Below are 18,233 nucleotides of genomic sequence, written 5' to 3'. Positions count from 1 at the left end.
GAATGACTGGAAACATCCCAAGTGAATCATGGATGCTACCGGGCGCAGATCGGCCAAATTTACCACACGAAGTTCAAAATACAAACTGATTTCACCATGTAGTTTCGTGGCCGGGAAGTTCGCAGCATACCGCTCTTCTTAATTACGTACCCGCATTCGGCGTCTGCGCCGCCACGTGCGCAGCGAATCCCGAGCCGGCCTCCGCGTAGAGGTTGTACACGCTCGACGCGCCGGCCTCTTTGAGCACAGCGATCTCATCGGGGAATCTTGCCGTGGCGGCGACCCGGCAGTAGGACGAGGAAGCCTTGAGCTGGTCGAGTACGGCGAGATTGGACGCCAGGTTCGGCAACGCCAGCAGGACCAGTTCGAGGGTGTGGGCGGCCTGAACGCGGTCCCAGAAGTCCGCGTCAGTAGGATCTCCGAGCAGTACGTGGCGGCCACTCGACTGCTGCCGTTCCACCTTGACCTGATCGAGGTCTACGCCTACGACGGTGTCTCCGAATTCCTGATGCATGTTGTCATAGGCCGCGGTGCCCACGCGGCCCATGCCAATGATGGCGATCGTTGCTCCACCGGTATCGAGCGGCTGGTCGTCGGGAAGACGCTCGGACTTTTGAAGGCGATCCCACAACGCCCGGTGCCGGGCATAGATCTGGTGGGCGGCGACATTCAGCGCCGCGGAGATGACACAGGACAGCGCCAGGGAGATCGCGATGACGATCAGCCATAGGCCGTCGATCCAGCCATTGGCTACCCCGATGGCCGCCACAATGAGTCCGAACTCGCTGAAGTTGGTCAGGTTCAGCGTCGCGAGCAGCGAGGTGCGCGCACGCAGCTTGAACGCCGTCAAAAGGCCGAAGAACAGGGCCGACTTCAGGAAAACAAGCGGCGTTATGGCTGCGCCGATGAGCACCGCGTCCAGCGTCAGCGGACCTGAAAGCCCTATGGACAAAAAGAAGGCGAGCAGGAACAGGTCCTTGAATCCGATCATGGTCTTCGCCATTTCATTGGCTTTCGCATGGTTGGCGATCAGCGCACCGAGGGCGAGTGCGCCCAGGTCGCCCTTCAGTCCGACCAGTTCAAATACTTCCGCGCCGCCCAGGGCCAGGAGCAGTCCGCTCAGCACCAGGAGCTCGCCATGGCCGACTTTCTGCAGAACAATCAACAGCAGCGGACGCGCCGGTATGAGGAGCAGAACGAGCAACGCCCAAAAGGATGGCCACATGCCCACCGAGATCGCGATAAAAGCCACGGCAGCCAGGTCCTGAACGATGAGAATGCCGACTGCGATGCGGCCATGCAAGGCCGCCGTCTCCCCCTTGTCCTCCAGGACCTTCACGACGAAGACCGTACTGGAAAAACTCAGTGCGAAGGCGATCAGCAACGACGGGTAAATCCCGATATCGGAAAAGGAAGGCGCATTTAGCATGGCAAGCAAAAGGACGATCGTTCCCAGGATCAGCACAGCCAGTGCCATGTGCAGGCCGGTGACGGCCCATACCTGGGGTCGCGCCAGGGTCCGCAAGTTGAGCTTCAGGCCGACGACGAACAACAGCAGCGTTATTCCGAGATCGGCCAGCTTCCGGAGCACATCCCCGCTGGCGATGCCGAACAGGTTGAGCACGAATCCCGCAGCGAGGAATCCAACCAGGGGCGGCAGCCCTACGGCCCGGGAAAGCAGACCCAGCGCGAACGCCACGGCGAGCCATGTGATGTCACCCAGTGCAATGGTGATCCATTCGAAATCCATCATGTCACCCTTCGTGTCTAATAGCTTTTGTCCTGGACTACCCGCAGGCCGTCCTTGTCCTTCCACGCTCGTCCGCACTCATCCACGCTCGTCCATCCAATTACCCACCGCGTTCTATCGGTGTCAACGCAAAACCACGGGAAGTCGGACGCTCAGGCCTGGCGGGCGATCTTTCCTGTGCCAATGCAGTATAACGACCGGGCGGACGCCCTGTGCCTGTCGCGTGATCATGCATGATTGTTGGTTTTTAAGCCCGGCCGGGAAGTCCGCTTGACGCCGCTTCCGTCTCCTGTTTCATTTCGGAACAGGATCCGCCAGCGACGCCAGGAGCCGGTGGCGCCACGACGTTAAAGCACCAAGTGCCGACCCTGGTGCCGCGCACGGCCAAAAGGCGCGGACTGGAGTGAACATCATGGAAGGCAAGACGGCCGGGAAACCGACGAAGGCTGGCGAGAGAGGAGCTGACCCGAAAGGGGTAGCGAAGACCGACGCGAAAAGGGCCACTTCGAATGAGGCTGGATCGAAACCGGTTCTTCTCTCAGGTGGCAATCCGCAGATCGCCAAGGCCGACGGCGACGCTCCCGTGCAAGCCTACATCGCGGCCATGCCGGGTTGGAAGTGCGACGTGGGATGCCACCTCGACGAACTCATCGTCCGCATCGTGCCCGGCGTGCGCAAGGCCGTGCGGTGGAACTCGCCCTTCTACGGTATCGAGGACCAGGGCTGGTTCCTGAGTTACCACGTATTCACCCGCTACGTGAAGGTGACGTTCTTACAAGGCGCGGCATTGAGACCCGTTCCGCCCGGCTCCGGCAAGGACAAGGACTCGCGCTGGATCGACCTATACGAGGGCGAGTTCGACGAGGAGCGGATGGCGGATTGGATTCGGCAGGCGGCCGCCATACCCGGTTGGCGCGGGTTCTGAAGGCCTGCTGATCGCGTATCCGGACCGAGGGTTCATGACCGGATCCCAGCCAACACATTCATCGCAGCCGGAAACCATCCTCATTACCGGAGCCACGGGGTACATCGGGAGCCGGCTGATTCGGCGTCTGGTAAACGGATCACACCGGGTGCGTTGTCTCGTTCGACGCCCGGATGCGTTGTCCTCGTTGGCAGCGAACGATGTCGATGTAGCAGGCGGCGACCTGCTGCGGCCGGCAACACTGCCGGATGCCCTGCGAGGCGTATCGACGGCCTACTACCTGGTCCATTCCATGGCGTCCGGCGGTGACTTCGCACTGGAAGATCGAAAGGCCGCGACGAACTTTGCGGCGGCGGCGCGCGCGGCCGGGGTAGGGCGTATCGTTTACCTTGGCGGCCTGGGTAATGGACAGCCACTGTCCGGCCACCTGGAAAGCAGGCGGGAAGTCGGGGAAATCCTTCGAAACTCCGGCGTGCCGACGATCGAATTCAGGGCATCCATCATCATCGGCTCCGGTAGTCTTTCATTTGAATTGATCCGCGCCCTTGTAGAGAAACTCCCGGTGATGTTGACACCGAAATGGGTTCATACCCAGTGTCAGCCCATTGCCATCGATGACGTACTCGACTACCTGGTCGGCGCACTCCACGTTTCCGGCGCGGTCTTCAACCGCTGCCAGGTTTTCGAAATCGGTGGACCGGACCGCGCCTCCTACCGGGATCTCATGGCGGAATACGCCCGGCAACGCGGATTGAAGCGCATGCTGATCTCCGTACCTGTCCTTTCACCCCGCCTCTCCAGCCTGTGGCTCGGCCTGTTCACACCCGTCTACGCGCGAATCGGACGAAAACTCGTCGAAAGCCTCCGAAATGAAACAGTCGTCGTCGACGAGTCCGCCTTGGAAGCTTTTGCCATTCGGCCCAGGGGTATGGCTGAAGCAGTACGAAGGGCGTTGGATAACGAGGATTGGGAGTTCGGGTAGACACCACAACTTGCTTTCAGGACGCAAAACGAAACGGAGAACGAGTAAAGGGGCGTATTGAAGCGACGGTTGACCCTATGGCCAGGGCGCAATCGGGCACAGACAAGGCTTCTCGGTCAACATCTGGATCTGTTCATCCAGGCTGTCGATCAGAACATCCTGCTCGTTCAGACCATCGGCAAGCGTACCATCCAGCGGTGTATTGTGCCGGTAACCCCGCCGTTGCATCTCCGCGACTAGAGCTTCGTGCCGGTCGTACAGCGCCGCGAGCCGACCGACCCAACGTTTCGTCTCCGGATGCTTCCGGTATCCTGTTTTCCCCAGCGTTATGACGTTCCATAGCCCGTGCAACTCCCGGTGCTCACCCAGGAGGTGCTGTCGGCACAGGATTTCGGGGGGAAGGTCCCAGATGCGCATGGTGTCAGGCTCCGAACTCGACGGGTCGACTTCCTACTTAAACCTACGCCGAATTCGGTACCCTGGGCAAGCATTCCATATTCACACCTCATCGTCAATCACACCTTATCGTCAGACCCGCGGAAGTTGACACAACTGGGTCGTCTGCAAAATCCTAACGTCATCCGAATAAAACCTGGTATCGCACTTGACAATCAGAAGGTATGACATATTATCATACCAGGAGGATTAAGTTATGAAATCCAAAATTGCGATAACGCTGGACGAGGAAATCGTTAAGCAACTCGACTATCTAATCATGCAGCAGTCATATAAAAACAGAAGTCAGGCGATTGAGGAAGCCGTGTCGGAGAAGCTGGATCGTCTCAAGCGGGGAAGGCTGGCGCGGGAATGTGCGAAACTGGACCCGGTAGAGGAACGGGAACTGGCTGAAGAAGGAATAGAGGAGGATGCGGATAATTGGCCCGAATATTGAGGGGTGAAATCCGCTGGGCGAATTTGAGTCCCACACGTGGCCGGGAGCAAGCTGGACGACGGCCTGTTCTAATCTTGAGCCACGAGATTTTTAATCAACGATCCGGTACGGTGATCGCCATGGCGATTACGAGTCAGCCTCAACGTGCCGGTTTCCCGCTGACCCTTTCGCTCGATTCGGCAGATCTTCCAAAACAGTCGTGGGTTAAGATCGGCCAGGTCCGAACCCTTTCAACACAGAGAATCGGTAGCAAGTTGGGCCATGCAACCGGTGACGAATTGGATAGGATCATAGAAGGACTTTGCGAGATTATAGGTCCATAACGACTGTAGGAGAGAACTGCCGGCACCCGGGATTTCGGCCTTACGGCCAACAGCCAGTACTCTCCCGTTTACTGTATTGAGTAAAATCACTCAATATCGTAATTTCCGCAGAATCAGAATAGAGACCCGGTCCACTCACCCCTCTCACCTTTGCCGCCACCTACCGGCAGAAGCAGGACGTTTCAATGGGGATGTCGGCGCGGGCCTTGGCGAACGCCAGCCGCTGTCTCAGGAACCGAAGCTCGTTGGCGTCTCCTGCGTGTTCGACGCATTCCACCAGCCCCTGGAGCGCCCACACGTTGTCGGGATGCTGGCAGCATCGGGGCAGGCTTCCGTCATAACCGAGGTCGGCGCGATACACAGCTTCGGCTTCATTGAATTCGCCCTGTTCGGCGAGCAGCGCGCCGAGGGCGTGACGCGGGGGATGCATCCAGGCCCAGGGCTCGGTGTAGTTGAGCGCGTCGTCCCGCGAGACGGCGAGACGAAGGCTGTCGAACGCTCGGCTGTAGTTCCCCTTGCGGTATTCCAGCTCGCCGTCGAGCATGGCCTCGCCAATGCGGAGCATGTCGCGCACCGTGTTGCTGAGAAAGATCGCGTCCTCAGGGATCGCGGCCGCCGCCCGGTCGAACGCTTGGCGGGCGGCTTCGGCCTCTTCGATCTGACCGAGGGCGGCGTGCGCCACGCCCTGCCCGTAGGCGTGCATGGCGGTTGCGATGGGACGCAGCGTACGCTCCTCCGGTTCGGGCGATGTGACCAGGTCGTGCCAGCGGCCGAAGCGAACCAAAACGTGGATGGTCATGGCGGAGTAGCCGTCGAGGATGGAGGCCATGAACGGCGCGCTCCCGGCGATCAGTTCGGGTGTGGCCATGGCGCGGATCCTGTCGGCGGCATGGGTGGCTTTACCGTATTGCCCCAGAAACATGGCCACGTACATGTAGAGATGGAGATCGTGACACCGCATGGTGGTGTAGAAGTTCTGGTCTCCGGCGTAGTCGAGGTACTTGTCGTCGGCGGCGACCGCCCGTTCGCTCTGGACCACCGACTGCGCCCAGTCGCCGCAGAGGACGTAGACGTGCGCCGACATGTGCTCCAGGTGGCCGGCGTCGGGCAGCAGCCCGCGCAACAGGTCGGCCGCGTTGAGCCCTTGCTCCGGCATGGGCGACATTTCCAGCATATGGATGTACAGGTGGCAGATCCCCGGATGGACGGGCCCGTCACGCGCGATCCGATCCATCCAGGACTTCATCACCGGCAACACCTCGGCCGTGTGGCCGCGCGGATTCGGTTGGCCGGTCTGTAGATCCCAGAGCTGACGAGGCGTACAATTCAGCGCCGCGTCGAAATAGAAGGCGGCGATGTCCGGATCATCCTCATGCGCCTGGCTGGTGTCGCGCATCGCGTCGGCGAAATCCCGGTGCCAGGCGTCCAGCACCCCGGTGTCGCGCTCGTCGCCATTCAGGTAACGTTTTGCCAGCGCCTCGATGAGGGCCTGCTCGGCCGGCGTACCGTCACCGGCGAGCGAGACCGCGGTCGTCACCGCGTCGTGGCAAACCGGCAGGACCCGGGCGATCTCGGCTTCGGTGAATCGGATCCAGGCCCGGTTGTAGTGGGGTCCGTTCGCATAGGCGATCCCCCACCAGGCCATCGCGCAGGCGGGGTCCGCGTCGGCCGCACGCCTGAAGCAGTCCACCGCCTCTTCGTGATTGAAGCCGTAAGTCCAGTTCAACCCGCGGTCGAACCAGCACTGGGCGGTATCCGAGTCCGTCGTGATTCTGCGGGACCAGGTACCGAGATTGAATGGGTAGCTCATGGTGGGTTGCTCGTGGTTGATCGGTGGCTGGTTTACGTGGCCGGCGGTCGATGGCGTTACGCGGGTTCCAGGTAACCCGCGGCTTCGGCGGTCCGCGCCCATTCCAAAGTACGAAGAAACGCGCCGCGCGTCACTAGCTCAAATCCTTCGATCAGTAGCGATGCCCGGAACGGGGCGAACCAGGGCCGCGTATGGGCTGCTGCAAAGGCTTCGCGAAGGCGATCGACCGTGTGTTGGGGCATCGCCGGAACGGTGACGAATGCCGGCATCGGTACGGTCTCGGTCGATTCAAGTATGCGGACTTTCTCTGTAAGCCCAGGCAGGTACTTCCTGACCAACATGTGCCAGTAGGCGTCCAGCGGTCCGATGTCGATACTCCCGTCCGCCACACTGTCGAGGATCTGCCGCGCCGTGACGAGATGGCCGACGGAGCGGCGATAGAGGCGCGGACGATCCTCGCTGCGATAGGGCAGAAGATGATAGCGCAATGCATTGAAGCCCGACTGCGAGTGTGCGACCGTCCAGCCCACGGTCCCGCCAAAGGTGTCGGACAGCGTGCGATATGTCGCATCGTCGCGCACGATCAGGTCGGTCCGGGAGAGCGCTTTGCCTCCGGCCCAGGACGCGTCGGAAATGGGCGATGCCAGGGGCACGACATCGGCGAGGTCGAGCGCGATCGGGTAACCGCACATCTGCACGCACCCAAGGTCGTTGCGGCACCATAGGTCCTCGAGCGGCTGCGGCGCCGGGTAAGCGACGTAATCGAATGCCGTACCAGCATCCTCGGCGACGTGGGCGATGAGATCCTTCCACGCCGCCTCGGCTTCTGGGCTGACGGCGTACATGCGGGCATTGGATACAAATGGCATGGGCGAAGGACTTTCGATACGGGAGACGGTTGGAGAAGTACGGTAGGAGGGCTGGAAGCAATTATGGCAAGGTGTCTATTGGTCATCCAGAACTGATATCGCGCAGACCAACACTTCACTAATTATGGATCGAGGAACGGAAACCTGCAGAAGATTGATTCATGGAGGATGCGAATAACCGGCCGGAACACTAAAGGTTAAATCCGCTACCCGGATTCCTTATTCACCTCGTTCAACAGGTTCCGCAGTTCGGGCAGGAGTCTTGGTACGTCCGTCCGGATGACGTCCCAGATCACGTCGTCGTCTATACCCCAGTAACCGTGAACCAGGCGGTTACGTGTTGCTATGAAGCGGCGCCAGTATATTTCGGGGTGCGCATCACGCAAATCGCCTGGAATATGAATTGCCGCCTCGCCGATCAGTTCCAGATTGCGCAATGTGGCATCGTAGACGAGCGTGTCGGTACTGAACGCCTCATGGTCCAGTCCTTCCGTATTAGAAAGTACTTTCTGGCAGTAGTCGATCATATCCTGAATATGGCGCCGACAATAACGTGCTTCGTTGTGGGTTTCAGACATCGACCATTTCCCGTTCAACATACGGTCGTATCTCCGCCCGCAACGCTTTGTCTGTTACCAGATCGACCGGATAACCCAGCAGGTCTTCCAGGTAGAACTGGACACCATGATAACGCTCCGATGTCGCGGGCGAGTCGAAACCAACCACAACACCGATGTCGCTACCGTCAGTTGCCTGGTCGCGGGCGATGGGACCGAAAAGGGCGAGCTCGGTAACACCGTATAGCTTCACGAGGGTTGCCTTGTGCGTACGGAGTATGTTCAGGACGGAGTCTTTGCTCATCAGGTCAAGAGTCCTGTTTCTCGTGTTGAGATAAAGCCCTGCTGCATACATTACACCGGATTCCGCCACGGTTTGCTCCGCTACTGCAGCGGTCCTGGCGAAGGCCTCGGCTCGTTCGCGTGCGCGTTTGGCGGCCCTGTGTATGGCGGCCTCGGCACCGACAAAGTCCGGATCACGTGGTCTGCTGTTTGCCAGTCGACTGTCTGAATTCACCTCTGACTCACCTCTTCCAACAGTTTCGGCACCTCGCCTGAATTGTCATATAAAGCCCACTCATCAACAAGATCCCTATAAATGTGCACGAAGTTGCTCCAGCCGGAGTCGAACCGTCGGCGGATATCGACCTCGGGTACGCCATGCCCGCCTTCGGACACCCGTTGCGCAACGCGCGCGATTGCGGTTTCAGGGTCGGGTAGGCCCAAGAAGAACAGCTTTACCAGATATCCTTGTTGCCGCCAGCGAGGAATCCTTCGGGCATAATTACGTCCGCTCAGTGTAGTCTCAAAAGCAAAACTCTCACCTTTTTGAGCATATTCATTGATCAGCGTCAACATCAACCGGCCAGCTTGAAAGGTTGTTCGATCAGGACGAATGGAGTTCAGACCCAGTGCGATGAAATCGGCATTAACGAAGATCGGGCAATCAGCCTCATTGGGCAAGAATTCGGTGGCAAACGTGGTCTTCCCCGCCCCATTCGGTCCGGCAATTACGAATATCTTCTTTTCGATCGTATTTTGCAAAAGCGGACTGCATCCTGTCTTGTCTCTTCTTTTAACTCATCCTGGATTTGTGAAATCGGCTCAAGTTATCCAATTTTCTCATCGGTTGTTTCTCATTGGAATGTACGATATTTGTCATAAATTGTCATCAGGTTAGCGATTCATCGACCACTTCGAACACTTTCATGCCGGTCTCATACCGCCTTTCACCTGCTGAACTAAACTTGATACGCTTGACGCCACGCATTACATCACCACGCTGTCCAAGACCCGCTGTGCAGGCATCCTCGGCCGAGACTTTATTGTGGAGATTTTACTTTTAATATTGAAGTATACCGAATCAATCGTTTAAACTCCACAGTCAGCTTTCACAGCGCTTTCACAGCGCATTGGTATGGATGATGCCCAAAACCAGCGTTAAAAGCCAACGCACGACCGGGCCAATCCGTGCCGCGCGGACTTAACACCTACTGTCCGCCGACGGCTGATCATCTATCATGAATCTTCGCCAAATGGTGACCAAATACCGATGACTGACGACAAGATGACGGCCAACAAGAAAAAGACAACGCTCAGCCGCCGTAACTTTATCGCCCGAAGCAGCACCGCCCTAGTCCCTTTGTTCCTGGGCTCCGGCTGCTCGGACAACGTCACGGGTCCGGATGACAGTGACCCGACCGAGGCGCCGCCCGAACCGACGCCGACGCCACCACCTGAAGACAGCGTCGACGTGATCGTGGTGGGCGCCGGCTTGTCCGGGCTGGTCGCCGCGTACGAGTTGGTCCGGGCGGGGCACGATGTCCAGGTCCTGGAAGCATCAAACATAGTCGGGGGCCGTGCACAGACGCTACGCGAGCCCTTCGACGACGGGCTCATCGCCGAGACCGGTCCGGCCCGCATCCCGCCCTCACACGATCTGACGCTCGGTTACATCGACCATTTCGGCATCGAGACATCGCCCTTCTATACCCAGGAGGGTGAGTACCTCGTCGTTTCCGATCAGGGGGTCCGCCAGCGGCAGACACCGGCCGTGTTCCTCAGTGGGGGTCGGGACGCGTGGCTCAAGATTCCGGCCGGGATCGATGCCTTGCCGATGGCCTTCGCCGAAGCGCTCGGAGACCGCGTGCGGACCGGCTTGCCGGTGACGAAAGTAGTCCGGGACGAGAGCGGGGTGGCGGCCACCTACGGACCCGCCGCGAAGGAACTGCGGGGTCGCAAACTCATCTGCACGGTCCCCCTCCCGGTCATCGACAAGATCGAGTTCGACCCCGTCCTCTCGGCATCGAAGCAAGCGGCCTTCGAAGCCACCTCCTACCAGGACGTCACCCGGGTTTACGTCCAGTATGCGCAGCGAATCTGGGAGGACGACGGCTTGAACGGATGGGGGTTGACTTTCGCGGAGGGGTATTCGGAGTTCTGGCATCCCACCTGGAACCAGGAGGGGCCTCGGGGTGTTCTGATGTCCTACATGTTCGGAGAACTGGCACGCAGGATCGCGGCGACCTCACCCGGCGCCATCGTGCCCGGTTTCATCGGTCGCTTCAATAACCTGTTCCCCGGCACGCGCGAGGTTGCGGAACACGGAACCCACTTCGCATGGGAGCATCAGCCCTGGATCGGGGCGGCCTTCGCCAATTACAATCCTCCGTTCTCGGAGCACCCTGAACTGGCATCGCCCGAGGGCCCCATTCACTTCGCCGGCGAGCACGCCTCGGGGAGTAGGGGTTGGATGCAGGGCGCCCTCGAGTCGGGTCTGCGGGCCGCCAGGGAGATTGATACGTCGGTTACCGAGGAGCGCTCCCGCGCGACCTTGGTCATCTCGCGCCGGCAGATGGTGCGCCGAATTGCGGGCATCCCGAATATGCCGGGGTGGCTGGTGCCGTGAGCCGTTTCGGCCTTGACGCTCCTCCCCTATCCGCCTACCTTCCTCCCCATAATCGACCAGCCAGAACCTCACGAAGCGCCCCGGAGGCTAAGCATGTTCACCCCGGATCAAATCGATCATTACAACCGCGAGGGATACGTCGTCTACCCGGATTTCATATCAGGTGAGGACCTCGCAGCCTTGAAGTCGGAAATAGACCGGGTATCGGAAAGTAACACGAAGGCGAATCACGACGCCGCGCGCATGGAGATGGAACCGAACCAGGAACCGGACGGTATGCTGGTGCGGCGTATCTACGAACCGTGCACTTACTATCAGCCCTTCCGGGATTTCTCGGAATCGACCGCCCTGCTGGACTGCGTCGAACAGCTGTTCGGCCCGAACCTGCTCTTCCACTACAGTAAGATCAACATGAAACCCCAGAACATCGGGTCCATCGTGGAGTGGCACCAGGACCTGTCCTACTACCCCCTGACCAACCGCGATTCGGTGTCCATCCTCTTCTACCTCGACGACACCTCCGAGGAGAACGGCTGCCTGAAGGTCATTCCCCGGCGCCACACGAAATCGTTGATGAGCCACAGCACCGAGGGGTTCTTCCGGGGCAAGGTCACGGAGGAAGTGGACGATTCCGAGGCCGTGCTGCCGGAAGGCACCGGGGGCACGGCGATCTTCATGAGCGCCATGACGCCTCACGCTTCGGCCATCAACTCGTCGGACCGGCCGCGTAAGACGCTCATCCTCAGCTACCGCGCGGCCGACGCCTTCCCCATCCACTGCGGGGTCATGTCGGACAAGGTCGAGGCGCACAGCCGGCTGGTCCGCGGCGAACGGGCTTCACAGGCCCGCTTCACCATGGCGGATTTCCCCATTCCGCGCTATGAAGACGAGGTCGCGTCGCTTTACGATCTGCAGGAGAGGTCGAGGAAGTCGGCGTGACAATGGGTCCTACGGCAGGTCCGCCTAAGGCAGGTCCGTGCTCCCCATGAGGTAGCGGTCCACTTCCCGGGCGGCGCCCCGGCCTTCGTGGATAGCCCAGACCACCAGGCTTTGGCCGCGGCGGGCGTCCCCGGCCGCGAAGACGTTCTCTACGCTCGTGGCGTACTTCCCGTATTCGGCCTGGGCGTTTGACCGGGCGTCCCGTTCCACTTCGAGCTGCTCGATCACCGGATCCTCGGGACCGGAGAAGCCCATCGCCAGAAGGACGAGGTCGGCGGGCCACTCCTGCTCCGTGCCCTTCTTCGGGCTGAAGGGCGCTCCGTTGCTGGGGACCGACCAGTCGAGGTCGATGGTGCGCAGGGCCTTGACCCGGCCCTGGCCGTCGTCGATGAACTCCACGGTGCTGGTGTCGTAGCGCCGGGGATCGGCGCCGAAGAGGGCCTTGCCTTCTTCCTGGCCGTAGTCGAGCTTGTAGACCACCGGCCACTGGGGCCAGGGGTTGCCCGGCGCGCGTTCGGGAGGCGGTTTGGGGATCACGTCGAACTGGTTCATCGTCCTGCAGCCGTGGCGGATTGCCGTACCCACACAGTCGGTGCCTGTATCGCCGCCGCCCAATACGATCACGTGCTTGTCCTTGGCCGAGATGTAGTTCCCGTCCTTGTGACCCGAGTCCAGCAGGCTCTTCGTGTTCGCGTGGAGGAAGTCCATGGCGAAATGGACGCCGTCCAGGCCGCGGCCCGGCGCGTTGCGCACGAAGTCGTTGGGTTTGGTGGCGCCGGTGCAGATCACCACGGCGTCGTTTTCGCTGCCCAGGTCCGCCGCGGGCACGTCCCTGCCGATCTCGACGCCGGTCACGAACTCGACGCCCTCGGCCGTCATCTGGTTGAGGCGGCGCTGGACGACCTTCTCCTTGTCGAGCTTCATGTTCGGGATGCCGTACATGAGTAGTCCGCCCGGTCGGTCGGCCCGTTCGTAGACCGTCACGTGGTGGCCGGCGCGGTTGAGCTGGGCGGCGCAGGCCAGGCCGGCGGGCCCGGATCCGATGACGGCCACCTTCTTGCCGGTCCGCTTCGGCGGCGGATCGGGCTGGATCCAGCCTTCCTCGAAACCGCGGTCGACGATGGCGCACTCGATGCTCTTGATGGTCACCGGATCGGCGTTGATACCGAGTACGCAGGAGCCCTCGCAGGGCGCGGGGCAGACCCGCCCGGTGAACTCGGGGAAATTGTTGGTCTTGTGCAACTGCTGGAGGGCTTCCTTCCAGTGGTTCCGGTAGACCAGGTCGTTCCAGTCGGGAATGAGGTTGTTCAGGGGGCAGCCCGACGCGCCGGGTCCCTTGCCCATCGGAACCCCGGTGTGGCAGAAGGGAATGCCGCAGTCCATGCAGCGGGCGCCCTGCTCCCGCAGCGAATCTTCTGCCATGGGCAGGATGAACTCTTCCCAGTCGCCGACGCGTTTGAGGGGGTCACGATAACCTGCCGTCCCCCGCTCGTACTCCATGAAGCCGGTTGTTTTACCCATAAATCCGTCTGTTGAAAGTTATCCCTTGCCGCCGTTCACGCCTACGGGGACGGCTTCAGGCACTGTCTCGGCAGGATGTCCGTTGGTCTCGGCTTCCTGCGCAGCCCGTTCCGCCATTTCCTTGAGTGCGCGGCGGTAGTCGACGGGCATGACCTTGACGAAGGCGTCCCGGAGTTCGGACCACCGGGCCAGCACGTCCTCGCCCCGGTCGCTGCCGGTATACCGAACGTGGGCCTCGATCAGCCGCCGCACCTCGGCGACGTCCTCTTCCTCGATCAGCGGTTCCAGATCCACCATCTCCTGGTTGCACAGTCCGGGGAAGACGCCCTTTTCATCAAGGACGTAGGCTACGCCGCCGCTCATGCCCGCGGCGAAGTTGCGACCCACCGGACCGATGACGACCACGCGGCCGCCGGTCATGTATTCGCATCCGTGGTCGCCGACGCCTTCGACCACGGTCTCGGCGCCGCTGTTCCGCACGGCGAACCGTTCCCCGGCCCGGCCGCGGAAGTAGGCCTGCCCTCCGGTGGCGCCATAGAGGGCCACGTTGCCGATGATCACGTTCTCGGTGGGCACGAAGCTCGCGTTCTCGGGCGGGAAAACGGCCATGATGCCGCCGGACAGTCCCTTGCCCGTGTAGTCGTTGGATTCGCCTTCCAGGAGGAAGGTGATGCCCGGCGCAAGGAAAGCGCCGAAACTCTGGCCGGCCGACCCGTGCAGCCTGGCCCGGATCGTGTTCTCCGGAAGGCCTTCCTCGCCGTGCCTGCGGGACACTTCCGCGCTGAGCATGGCGCCCGCCGTCCGGTCGATGTTGTGGATCGCGTGCCGCAGCGCGACAGGCTGGCGGTCCTCCAGGGCCTCGGTCGACAGTTCGATGAGCCGCTGGTCGAGCTTCTTCTCCAGGCCGTGGTCCTGGCTCTGGCAGCAGTAGCGGGCCACGCGGTCGGGCGCCTCCACGGGCGCGAGCATGCGGGTGAAGTCCAGGCCCTTCGCCTTCCAGTGGTCGATGGCCTTGCGCGTATCGAGGCAGTCGGTGCGTCCCACCATCTCGTTCACCGTCCGGAAGCCCAACTGGGCCATCTGCTCGCGCATCTGCTCGGCGATGAACATCATGAAGTTGATGACGTGCTCGGGCTTGCCCGTGAAGCGCTTGCGCAGCTCCTCGTCCTGCGTCGCCACGCCCACGGAGCAGGTGTTCAGGTGGCACTTGCGGAGCATGATGCAGCCGCTCACCACCAGGGCGGCCGTGGCGAAACCGAACTCCTCGGCGCCCAGCATGCAGGCGATGACCACGTCGCGGCCCGTCTTGAGCTGGCCGTCGGTCTGTACGACAATGCGGCCCCGAAGGTCGTTCTGGACCAGGACCTGCTGGGTCTCGGCCACGCCCAGTTCCCAGGGCACGCCCGCGTGCTTCATGGAGGATTCCGGCGAGGCGCCCGTGCCGCCGTCGTACCCGCTGATGAGGACCACGTCGGCCTTGCCCTTGGACACGCCGGCCGCCACGGTGCCCACGCCCACCTCGGCCACGAGTTTGACGTGGATGCGGGCCCGGTCGTTGGCGCTCTTCAGGTCGTGGATCAGCTGGGCCAGGTCCTCAATGGAGTAGATGTCGTGATGGGGCGGCGGCGAGATGAGCCCCACGCCGGGGGTCGACTTCCGCACGCGCGCGATCTCTTCGAAGACCTTGTGGCCCGGCAGCTGACCGCCTTCCCCGGGCTTCGCGCCCTGGGCCATCTTGATCTGCAGGTCCGTGGCGTTGACCAGGTAGTTGCTCGTCACCCCGAACCGGCCCGAGGCCACTTGCTTGATGGCGCTGTTCCGCCAGTCGCCGTTCTCGTCGGGATAGTAGCGTTCCGGGTCCTCGCCGCCCTCGCCCGAATTGCTCCGGCCGCCGATGCGGTTCATGGCGATGGCCAGCGTCTCGTGGGCCTCCTTGCTGATGGAGCCGTAGGACATGGCACCGGTGGAGAAGCGCTTGACGATCTCCGATGCCGGCTCCACCTCCTCGATGGGCACCGGAGGCTGCGCCTGCTTGTAGTCGAACAGGCCGCGCAGCGTCCCCAGCAGACGCGTCTGGTCGTCGATCTGGTCCGTGTACTGGCGGAAGAGTTCATAGTCGCCGGTGCGCGTCGACGTCTGCAGAAGCGCGATGGTCTGGGGGTTGAAGAGATGGTGCTCGCCGTCGCTCCGCCACTGGTAGTAGCCCCCCACGTCCAGCGTATGTCCGTTCGCCACAGGACGTTCGGGATAGCCGTGGTGGTGATGCTGGCGGTACTCCGCTTCGATCTCGGGCAGCCCTATGCCCTCGATGCGGGACGCGGTCCACGTGAAGTACTTGTCGATGACCGACTGCTTCAGGCCGATGGCCTCGAAGATCTGCGCGCCGTGGTAGGACTTGATGGTGGAGATGCCCATCTTGGACATGGTCTTCAGGACGCCCTTGCACAGGGCGTTGATCAGGTTCTCCCGCGCCTTGTCCGCGCCGGCCGCACCTGCCGGGCTGACCGAGCCGGCCGCGCCGAGCGGGCTGGCCGCGCCGGCTGGCGGTTCGATCAGGCCGTCGATGCTCATCCACTCGACCGTTTCGAGGGTCAGGTAGGGATTAATGGCATTGGCCCCATAACCGATGAGCAGGCAGAAGTGCATGACCTCCCGCGGCTCGCCCGATTCCACGACGATGGCCGCGCTGGTCCGCAGTCCTTCCCGTATGAGATAATGATGCACGGCGGCGGTGGCGATCAGGCTTGGGATCTGGATCCAGTCCGGTCCGACTTTCCGGTCCGAAAGGATGAGCAGCGTCGCGCCCCGTTCCCGGATGGCCCGGCCCGCCTCGTGGCAGAGCTCGTCCACGGCTTCCTCAAGAGTGCCGGTCGACCGCCGGAACACCGCAGGAAGCGTCTCCGATTTCAGCCCGGGAAAGTCGAGTTCCCGGATGCGGGCGAGTTCCCCGTTGGACAGCACGGGGCGGGGAATCCGGAGTTGCCGGCAGTGATCGGGCGTTTCGGCGAAGAGGTCCTGCTCGGGCCCGATCGAAGTATCCACGGACGTGACCAGCTCTTCGCGGATGGCGTCCAGGGGAGGATTAGTGACCTGGGCGAACAGCTGCTTGAAGTAGTGGAACAGCAGTTGCGGCTTGTTGGACAGGACGGCGATCGGCGCGTCGTTGCCCATGGACCCCACGGGTTCGTACCCATGGGCCGCCATGGGGCCGATGAGGATCTTCAGTTCCTCGCTGGTGTATCCGAAGGCCCGCTGCCGTTCTTCCAGCGTCGCCAGGTCGAGCGCGGGTACGTCGTCCGGCTCCGGCAGGTCGTCCAGGTTCTCCATGTGCTCGTCCAGCCAGGCGCGATAGGGCTTGCGCGAACTGATCTCGTGCTTGATCTCGTTGTCGGTGACGATGCGGCCGCGGATCGTGTCGATAAGGAACAGGCGTCCGGGCTGCAGCCGTCCGCGCGTAAGGATCCGTTCGGGCGGGATATCCAGCACCCCGGCTTCCGACGCGCCGACGACGAAATCATCCTTCGTCACCACGTACCGGAAGGGCCGCAGTCCGTTGCGGTCCAGGGTCGTGCAGATGCGGTCCCCGTCGCACGCCGCGATGAGGGCCGGACCGTCCCACGGTTCCATGAGGCAGGCGTGGTATTCGTAGAAGGCCTTCTTCTCGTCCGACATCGACTCATGGTTTTCCCAGGCTTCCGGGATCATCATCATGAGGGCGTGGGGCAGCGACCGTCCCGTGGAGACCAGCAGTTCCAGCGCGTTGTCGAACCCCGCCGTATCGCTGGCGCCTTCGCGGATGATCGGGCTCAGCTTGGCCATGTCGTCGCCGAACAGCGGAGACGCGAAGAGCGCCTCCCGGGCGCGCATCCAGTTCTGGTTCCCGCGGATCGTGTTGATTTCGCCGTTGTGGCAGAGCAGCCGGTAGGGATGGGCAAGACGCCACGACCCCAGCGTGTTCGTGCTATACCTGGAATGAACCAGGGCCAGGGACGTGACGATGGACTCGTCGGACAGGTCGCGGTAGAAGGAATCCAGCTGATCGGCCCGAAGCAGTCCCTTGTAGACGATGGTCTTGCTCGAAAGGCTGGCGATATAGAAGTCGTCGCGGTTGTCCTCTGGAAGCTTCGCGTCGACGGCGTTTTCGATGACCTTGCGGATGACGTACAGCTTGCGCTCGAAGCGGTCCTGATCGGACACCTGGTCGCCGCTTCCGATGAAGAACTGCCGGATCAGCGGGGACACCTGGGTCGCCAGTTCCCCGGCCTGGCTGAAATCCACCGGCACGTCGCGCCACCCCAGGAACACCTGGTCTTCCTCCCAGACGGTCTTCTCGATCGCCCGCTCGCACCACCGGCGGTGTTCGGCGCCTCTGGGCAGGAACACCATGCCCACGGCGTACTGGCCGGCTTCCGGCAATGAAATTCCGGAGAGCCTGCATTGCCGCTTGAAGAAGTCATGGGGAAGCTGGAATAGCAGTCCCGCGCCGTCACCGGTGTGGGGATCGCATCCGCAGGCGCCCCGATGCTCCAGGTTGACCAGCACACGGATGGCGTTACGAATGATGGCGTACGACTTCTCGCCGCTCAGATTCGCCACGACACCCACACCGCACGCGTCGTGCTCATAGGCCGGATCGTAGAGACCCCGGGGTTTTTTCATATAAAGATCGCCCCTTTTCCGCATCCTTTCGGTTGCGAAAATCGAATACGGGAACGCGATTTCCAGTTTCTCAATTCAAACCGGAGTACTGGAATACC

15 protein-coding genes are annotated in these 18,233 nt (G+C 61.7%); 6 read left to right on the top strand and 9 right to left on the bottom strand.

Annotated features, from left to right (window positions below):
- Positions 1–142: 142 nt before the first annotated feature.
- The gene (locus F4X08_03670) at positions 143–1,750 is read right to left on the bottom strand and encodes a potassium transporter Kef (GenBank protein ID MYD24898.1); all 1,608 of its coding nucleotides are present in this window, start codon (positions 1,748–1,750) and stop codon (positions 143–145) included.
- 412 nt (positions 1,751–2,162) lie between these two features.
- Between F4X08_03670 and F4X08_03665 the strand changes: the two genes are divergently transcribed.
- A complete protein-coding gene (locus F4X08_03665; GenBank protein ID MYD24897.1) occupies positions 2,163–2,675 on the top strand; it encodes a hypothetical protein in 513 nt (170 codons plus the stop codon).
- A 34-nt stretch (positions 2,676–2,709) separates the two neighbouring features.
- On the top strand, positions 2,710–3,657 hold the full coding sequence (locus F4X08_03660; protein ID MYD24896.1) for an NAD(P)H-binding protein: 948 nt from the start codon (positions 2,710–2,712) through the stop codon (positions 3,655–3,657).
- A 75-nt stretch (positions 3,658–3,732) separates the two neighbouring features.
- Here the strand turns inward: F4X08_03660 and F4X08_03655 are convergent, their stop codons facing one another.
- Positions 3,733–4,074, bottom strand: coding sequence for a pyrimidine dimer DNA glycosylase (locus F4X08_03655; protein MYD24895.1), 342 nt, complete (start codon positions 4,072–4,074; stop codon positions 3,733–3,735).
- A 235-nt stretch (positions 4,075–4,309) separates the two neighbouring features.
- Between F4X08_03655 and F4X08_03650 the strand changes: the two genes are divergently transcribed.
- A complete protein-coding gene (locus F4X08_03650; GenBank protein MYD24894.1) occupies positions 4,310–4,549 on the top strand; it encodes a ribbon-helix-helix protein, CopG family in 240 nt (79 codons plus the stop codon).
- Positions 4,534–4,872 (top strand): type II toxin-antitoxin system PemK/MazF family toxin, encoded by a 339-nt coding sequence (locus tag F4X08_03645; GenBank protein ID MYD24893.1) that lies wholly within the window; start codon positions 4,534–4,536, stop codon positions 4,870–4,872. The genes F4X08_03650 and F4X08_03645 overlap by 16 nt, the downstream gene beginning before the upstream one ends.
- A 160-nt stretch (positions 4,873–5,032) precedes the next feature.
- Here the strand turns inward: F4X08_03645 and F4X08_03640 are convergent, their stop codons facing one another.
- The 5 genes from F4X08_03640 to F4X08_03620 form a co-directional block, all read right to left on the bottom strand.
- Positions 5,033–6,682: a hypothetical protein gene (locus F4X08_03640; GenBank protein ID MYD24892.1), complete on the bottom strand. Its 1,650-nt coding sequence runs from the start codon at positions 6,680–6,682 to the stop codon at positions 5,033–5,035.
- A gap of 56 nt (positions 6,683–6,738) precedes the next feature.
- The gene (locus F4X08_03635; GenBank protein ID MYD24891.1) at positions 6,739–7,551 is read right to left on the bottom strand and encodes a phosphate/phosphite/phosphonate ABC transporter substrate-binding protein; all 813 of its coding nucleotides are present in this window, start codon (positions 7,549–7,551) and stop codon (positions 6,739–6,741) included.
- Positions 7,552–7,757: 206 nt separating this feature from the next.
- Positions 7,758–8,129 (bottom strand): DUF86 domain-containing protein, encoded by a 372-nt coding sequence (locus F4X08_03630; protein ID MYD24890.1) that lies wholly within the window; start codon positions 8,127–8,129, stop codon positions 7,758–7,760.
- Positions 8,122–8,412: a nucleotidyltransferase family protein gene (locus F4X08_03625; GenBank protein ID MYD24889.1), complete on the bottom strand. Its 291-nt coding sequence runs from the start codon at positions 8,410–8,412 to the stop codon at positions 8,122–8,124. Before F4X08_03625 ends, F4X08_03630 begins: the two co-directional genes overlap by 8 nt.
- Positions 8,413–8,621: 209 nt before the next feature.
- Entirely contained in the window at positions 8,622–9,152 is a 531-nt protein-coding gene (locus tag F4X08_03620; protein ID MYD24888.1) for an AAA family ATPase, read from the bottom strand.
- Between the two features lie 508 nt (positions 9,153–9,660).
- On the opposite strand from F4X08_03620, the gene F4X08_03615 reads away from it, so the two are divergent.
- Both F4X08_03615 and F4X08_03610 read left to right on the top strand, forming a co-directional pair.
- On the top strand, positions 9,661–11,016 hold the full coding sequence (locus F4X08_03615; protein MYD24887.1) for an FAD-dependent oxidoreductase: 1,356 nt from the start codon (positions 9,661–9,663) through the stop codon (positions 11,014–11,016).
- Between the two features lie 93 nt (positions 11,017–11,109).
- A complete protein-coding gene (locus tag F4X08_03610) occupies positions 11,110–11,955 on the top strand; it encodes a phytanoyl-CoA dioxygenase family protein (protein MYD24886.1) in 846 nt (281 codons plus the stop codon).
- A 24-nt stretch (positions 11,956–11,979) separates the two neighbouring features.
- Here the strand turns inward: F4X08_03610 and F4X08_03605 are convergent, their stop codons facing one another.
- Both F4X08_03605 and gltB read right to left on the bottom strand, forming a co-directional pair.
- A complete protein-coding gene (locus F4X08_03605) occupies positions 11,980–13,476 on the bottom strand; it encodes a glutamate synthase subunit beta (protein ID MYD24885.1) in 1,497 nt (498 codons plus the stop codon).
- An 18-nt stretch (positions 13,477–13,494) separates the two neighbouring features.
- Positions 13,495–18,159 carry a glutamate synthase large subunit gene (gene gltB / locus F4X08_03600; protein MYD24884.1) on the bottom strand — a complete coding sequence of 1,555 codons (4,665 nt, stop codon included), beginning with the start codon at positions 18,157–18,159 and terminating at the stop codon, positions 13,495–13,497.
- Positions 18,160–18,233: the final 74 nt, after the last annotated feature.

Source organism: Gemmatimonadota bacterium (genome assembly GCA_009841265.1).
Lineage (GTDB): Bacteria > JAAXHH01 > JAAXHH01 > JAAXHH01 > JAAXHH01 > JAAXHH01.
This window is presented reverse-complemented; position numbering and strand designations above follow the sequence as displayed.

What these genes read in the sequence shown, in the direction of transcription:
- F4X08_03655 (MYD24895.1), bottom strand. Translation starts at nt 4,074, where the DNA reads ATGCGCATCTGGGACCTTCCCCCCGAAATCCTGTGCCGACAGCACCTC.
- F4X08_03615 (MYD24887.1), top strand. Translation starts at nt 9,661, where the DNA reads ATGACTGACGACAAGATGACGGCCAACAAGAAAAAGACAACGCTCAGC.
- F4X08_03650 (MYD24894.1), top strand. Translation starts at nt 4,310, where the DNA reads ATGAAATCCAAAATTGCGATAACGCTGGACGAGGAAATCGTTAAGCAA.
- F4X08_03610 (MYD24886.1), top strand. Translation starts at nt 11,110, where the DNA reads ATGTTCACCCCGGATCAAATCGATCATTACAACCGCGAGGGATACGTC.
- F4X08_03670 (MYD24898.1), bottom strand. Translation starts at nt 1,750, where the DNA reads ATGGATTTCGAATGGATCACCATTGCACTGGGTGACATCACATGGCTC.
- F4X08_03640 (MYD24892.1), bottom strand. Translation starts at nt 6,682, where the DNA reads ATGAGCTACCCATTCAATCTCGGTACCTGGTCCCGCAGAATCACGACG.
- F4X08_03605 (MYD24885.1), bottom strand. Translation starts at nt 13,476, where the DNA reads ATGGGTAAAACAACCGGCTTCATGGAGTACGAGCGGGGGACGGCAGGT.
- gltB (MYD24884.1), bottom strand. Translation starts at nt 18,159, where the DNA reads ATGCGGAAAAGGGGCGATCTTTATATGAAAAAACCCCGGGGTCTCTAC.
- F4X08_03660 (MYD24896.1), top strand. Translation starts at nt 2,710, where the DNA reads ATGACCGGATCCCAGCCAACACATTCATCGCAGCCGGAAACCATCCTC.
- F4X08_03665 (MYD24897.1), top strand. Translation starts at nt 2,163, where the DNA reads ATGGAAGGCAAGACGGCCGGGAAACCGACGAAGGCTGGCGAGAGAGGA.
- F4X08_03625 (MYD24889.1), bottom strand. Translation starts at nt 8,412, where the DNA reads ATGAGCAAAGACTCCGTCCTGAACATACTCCGTACGCACAAGGCAACC.
- F4X08_03630 (MYD24890.1), bottom strand. Translation starts at nt 8,129, where the DNA reads ATGTCTGAAACCCACAACGAAGCACGTTATTGTCGGCGCCATATTCAG.
- F4X08_03635 (MYD24891.1), bottom strand. Translation starts at nt 7,551, where the DNA reads ATGCCATTTGTATCCAATGCCCGCATGTACGCCGTCAGCCCAGAAGCC.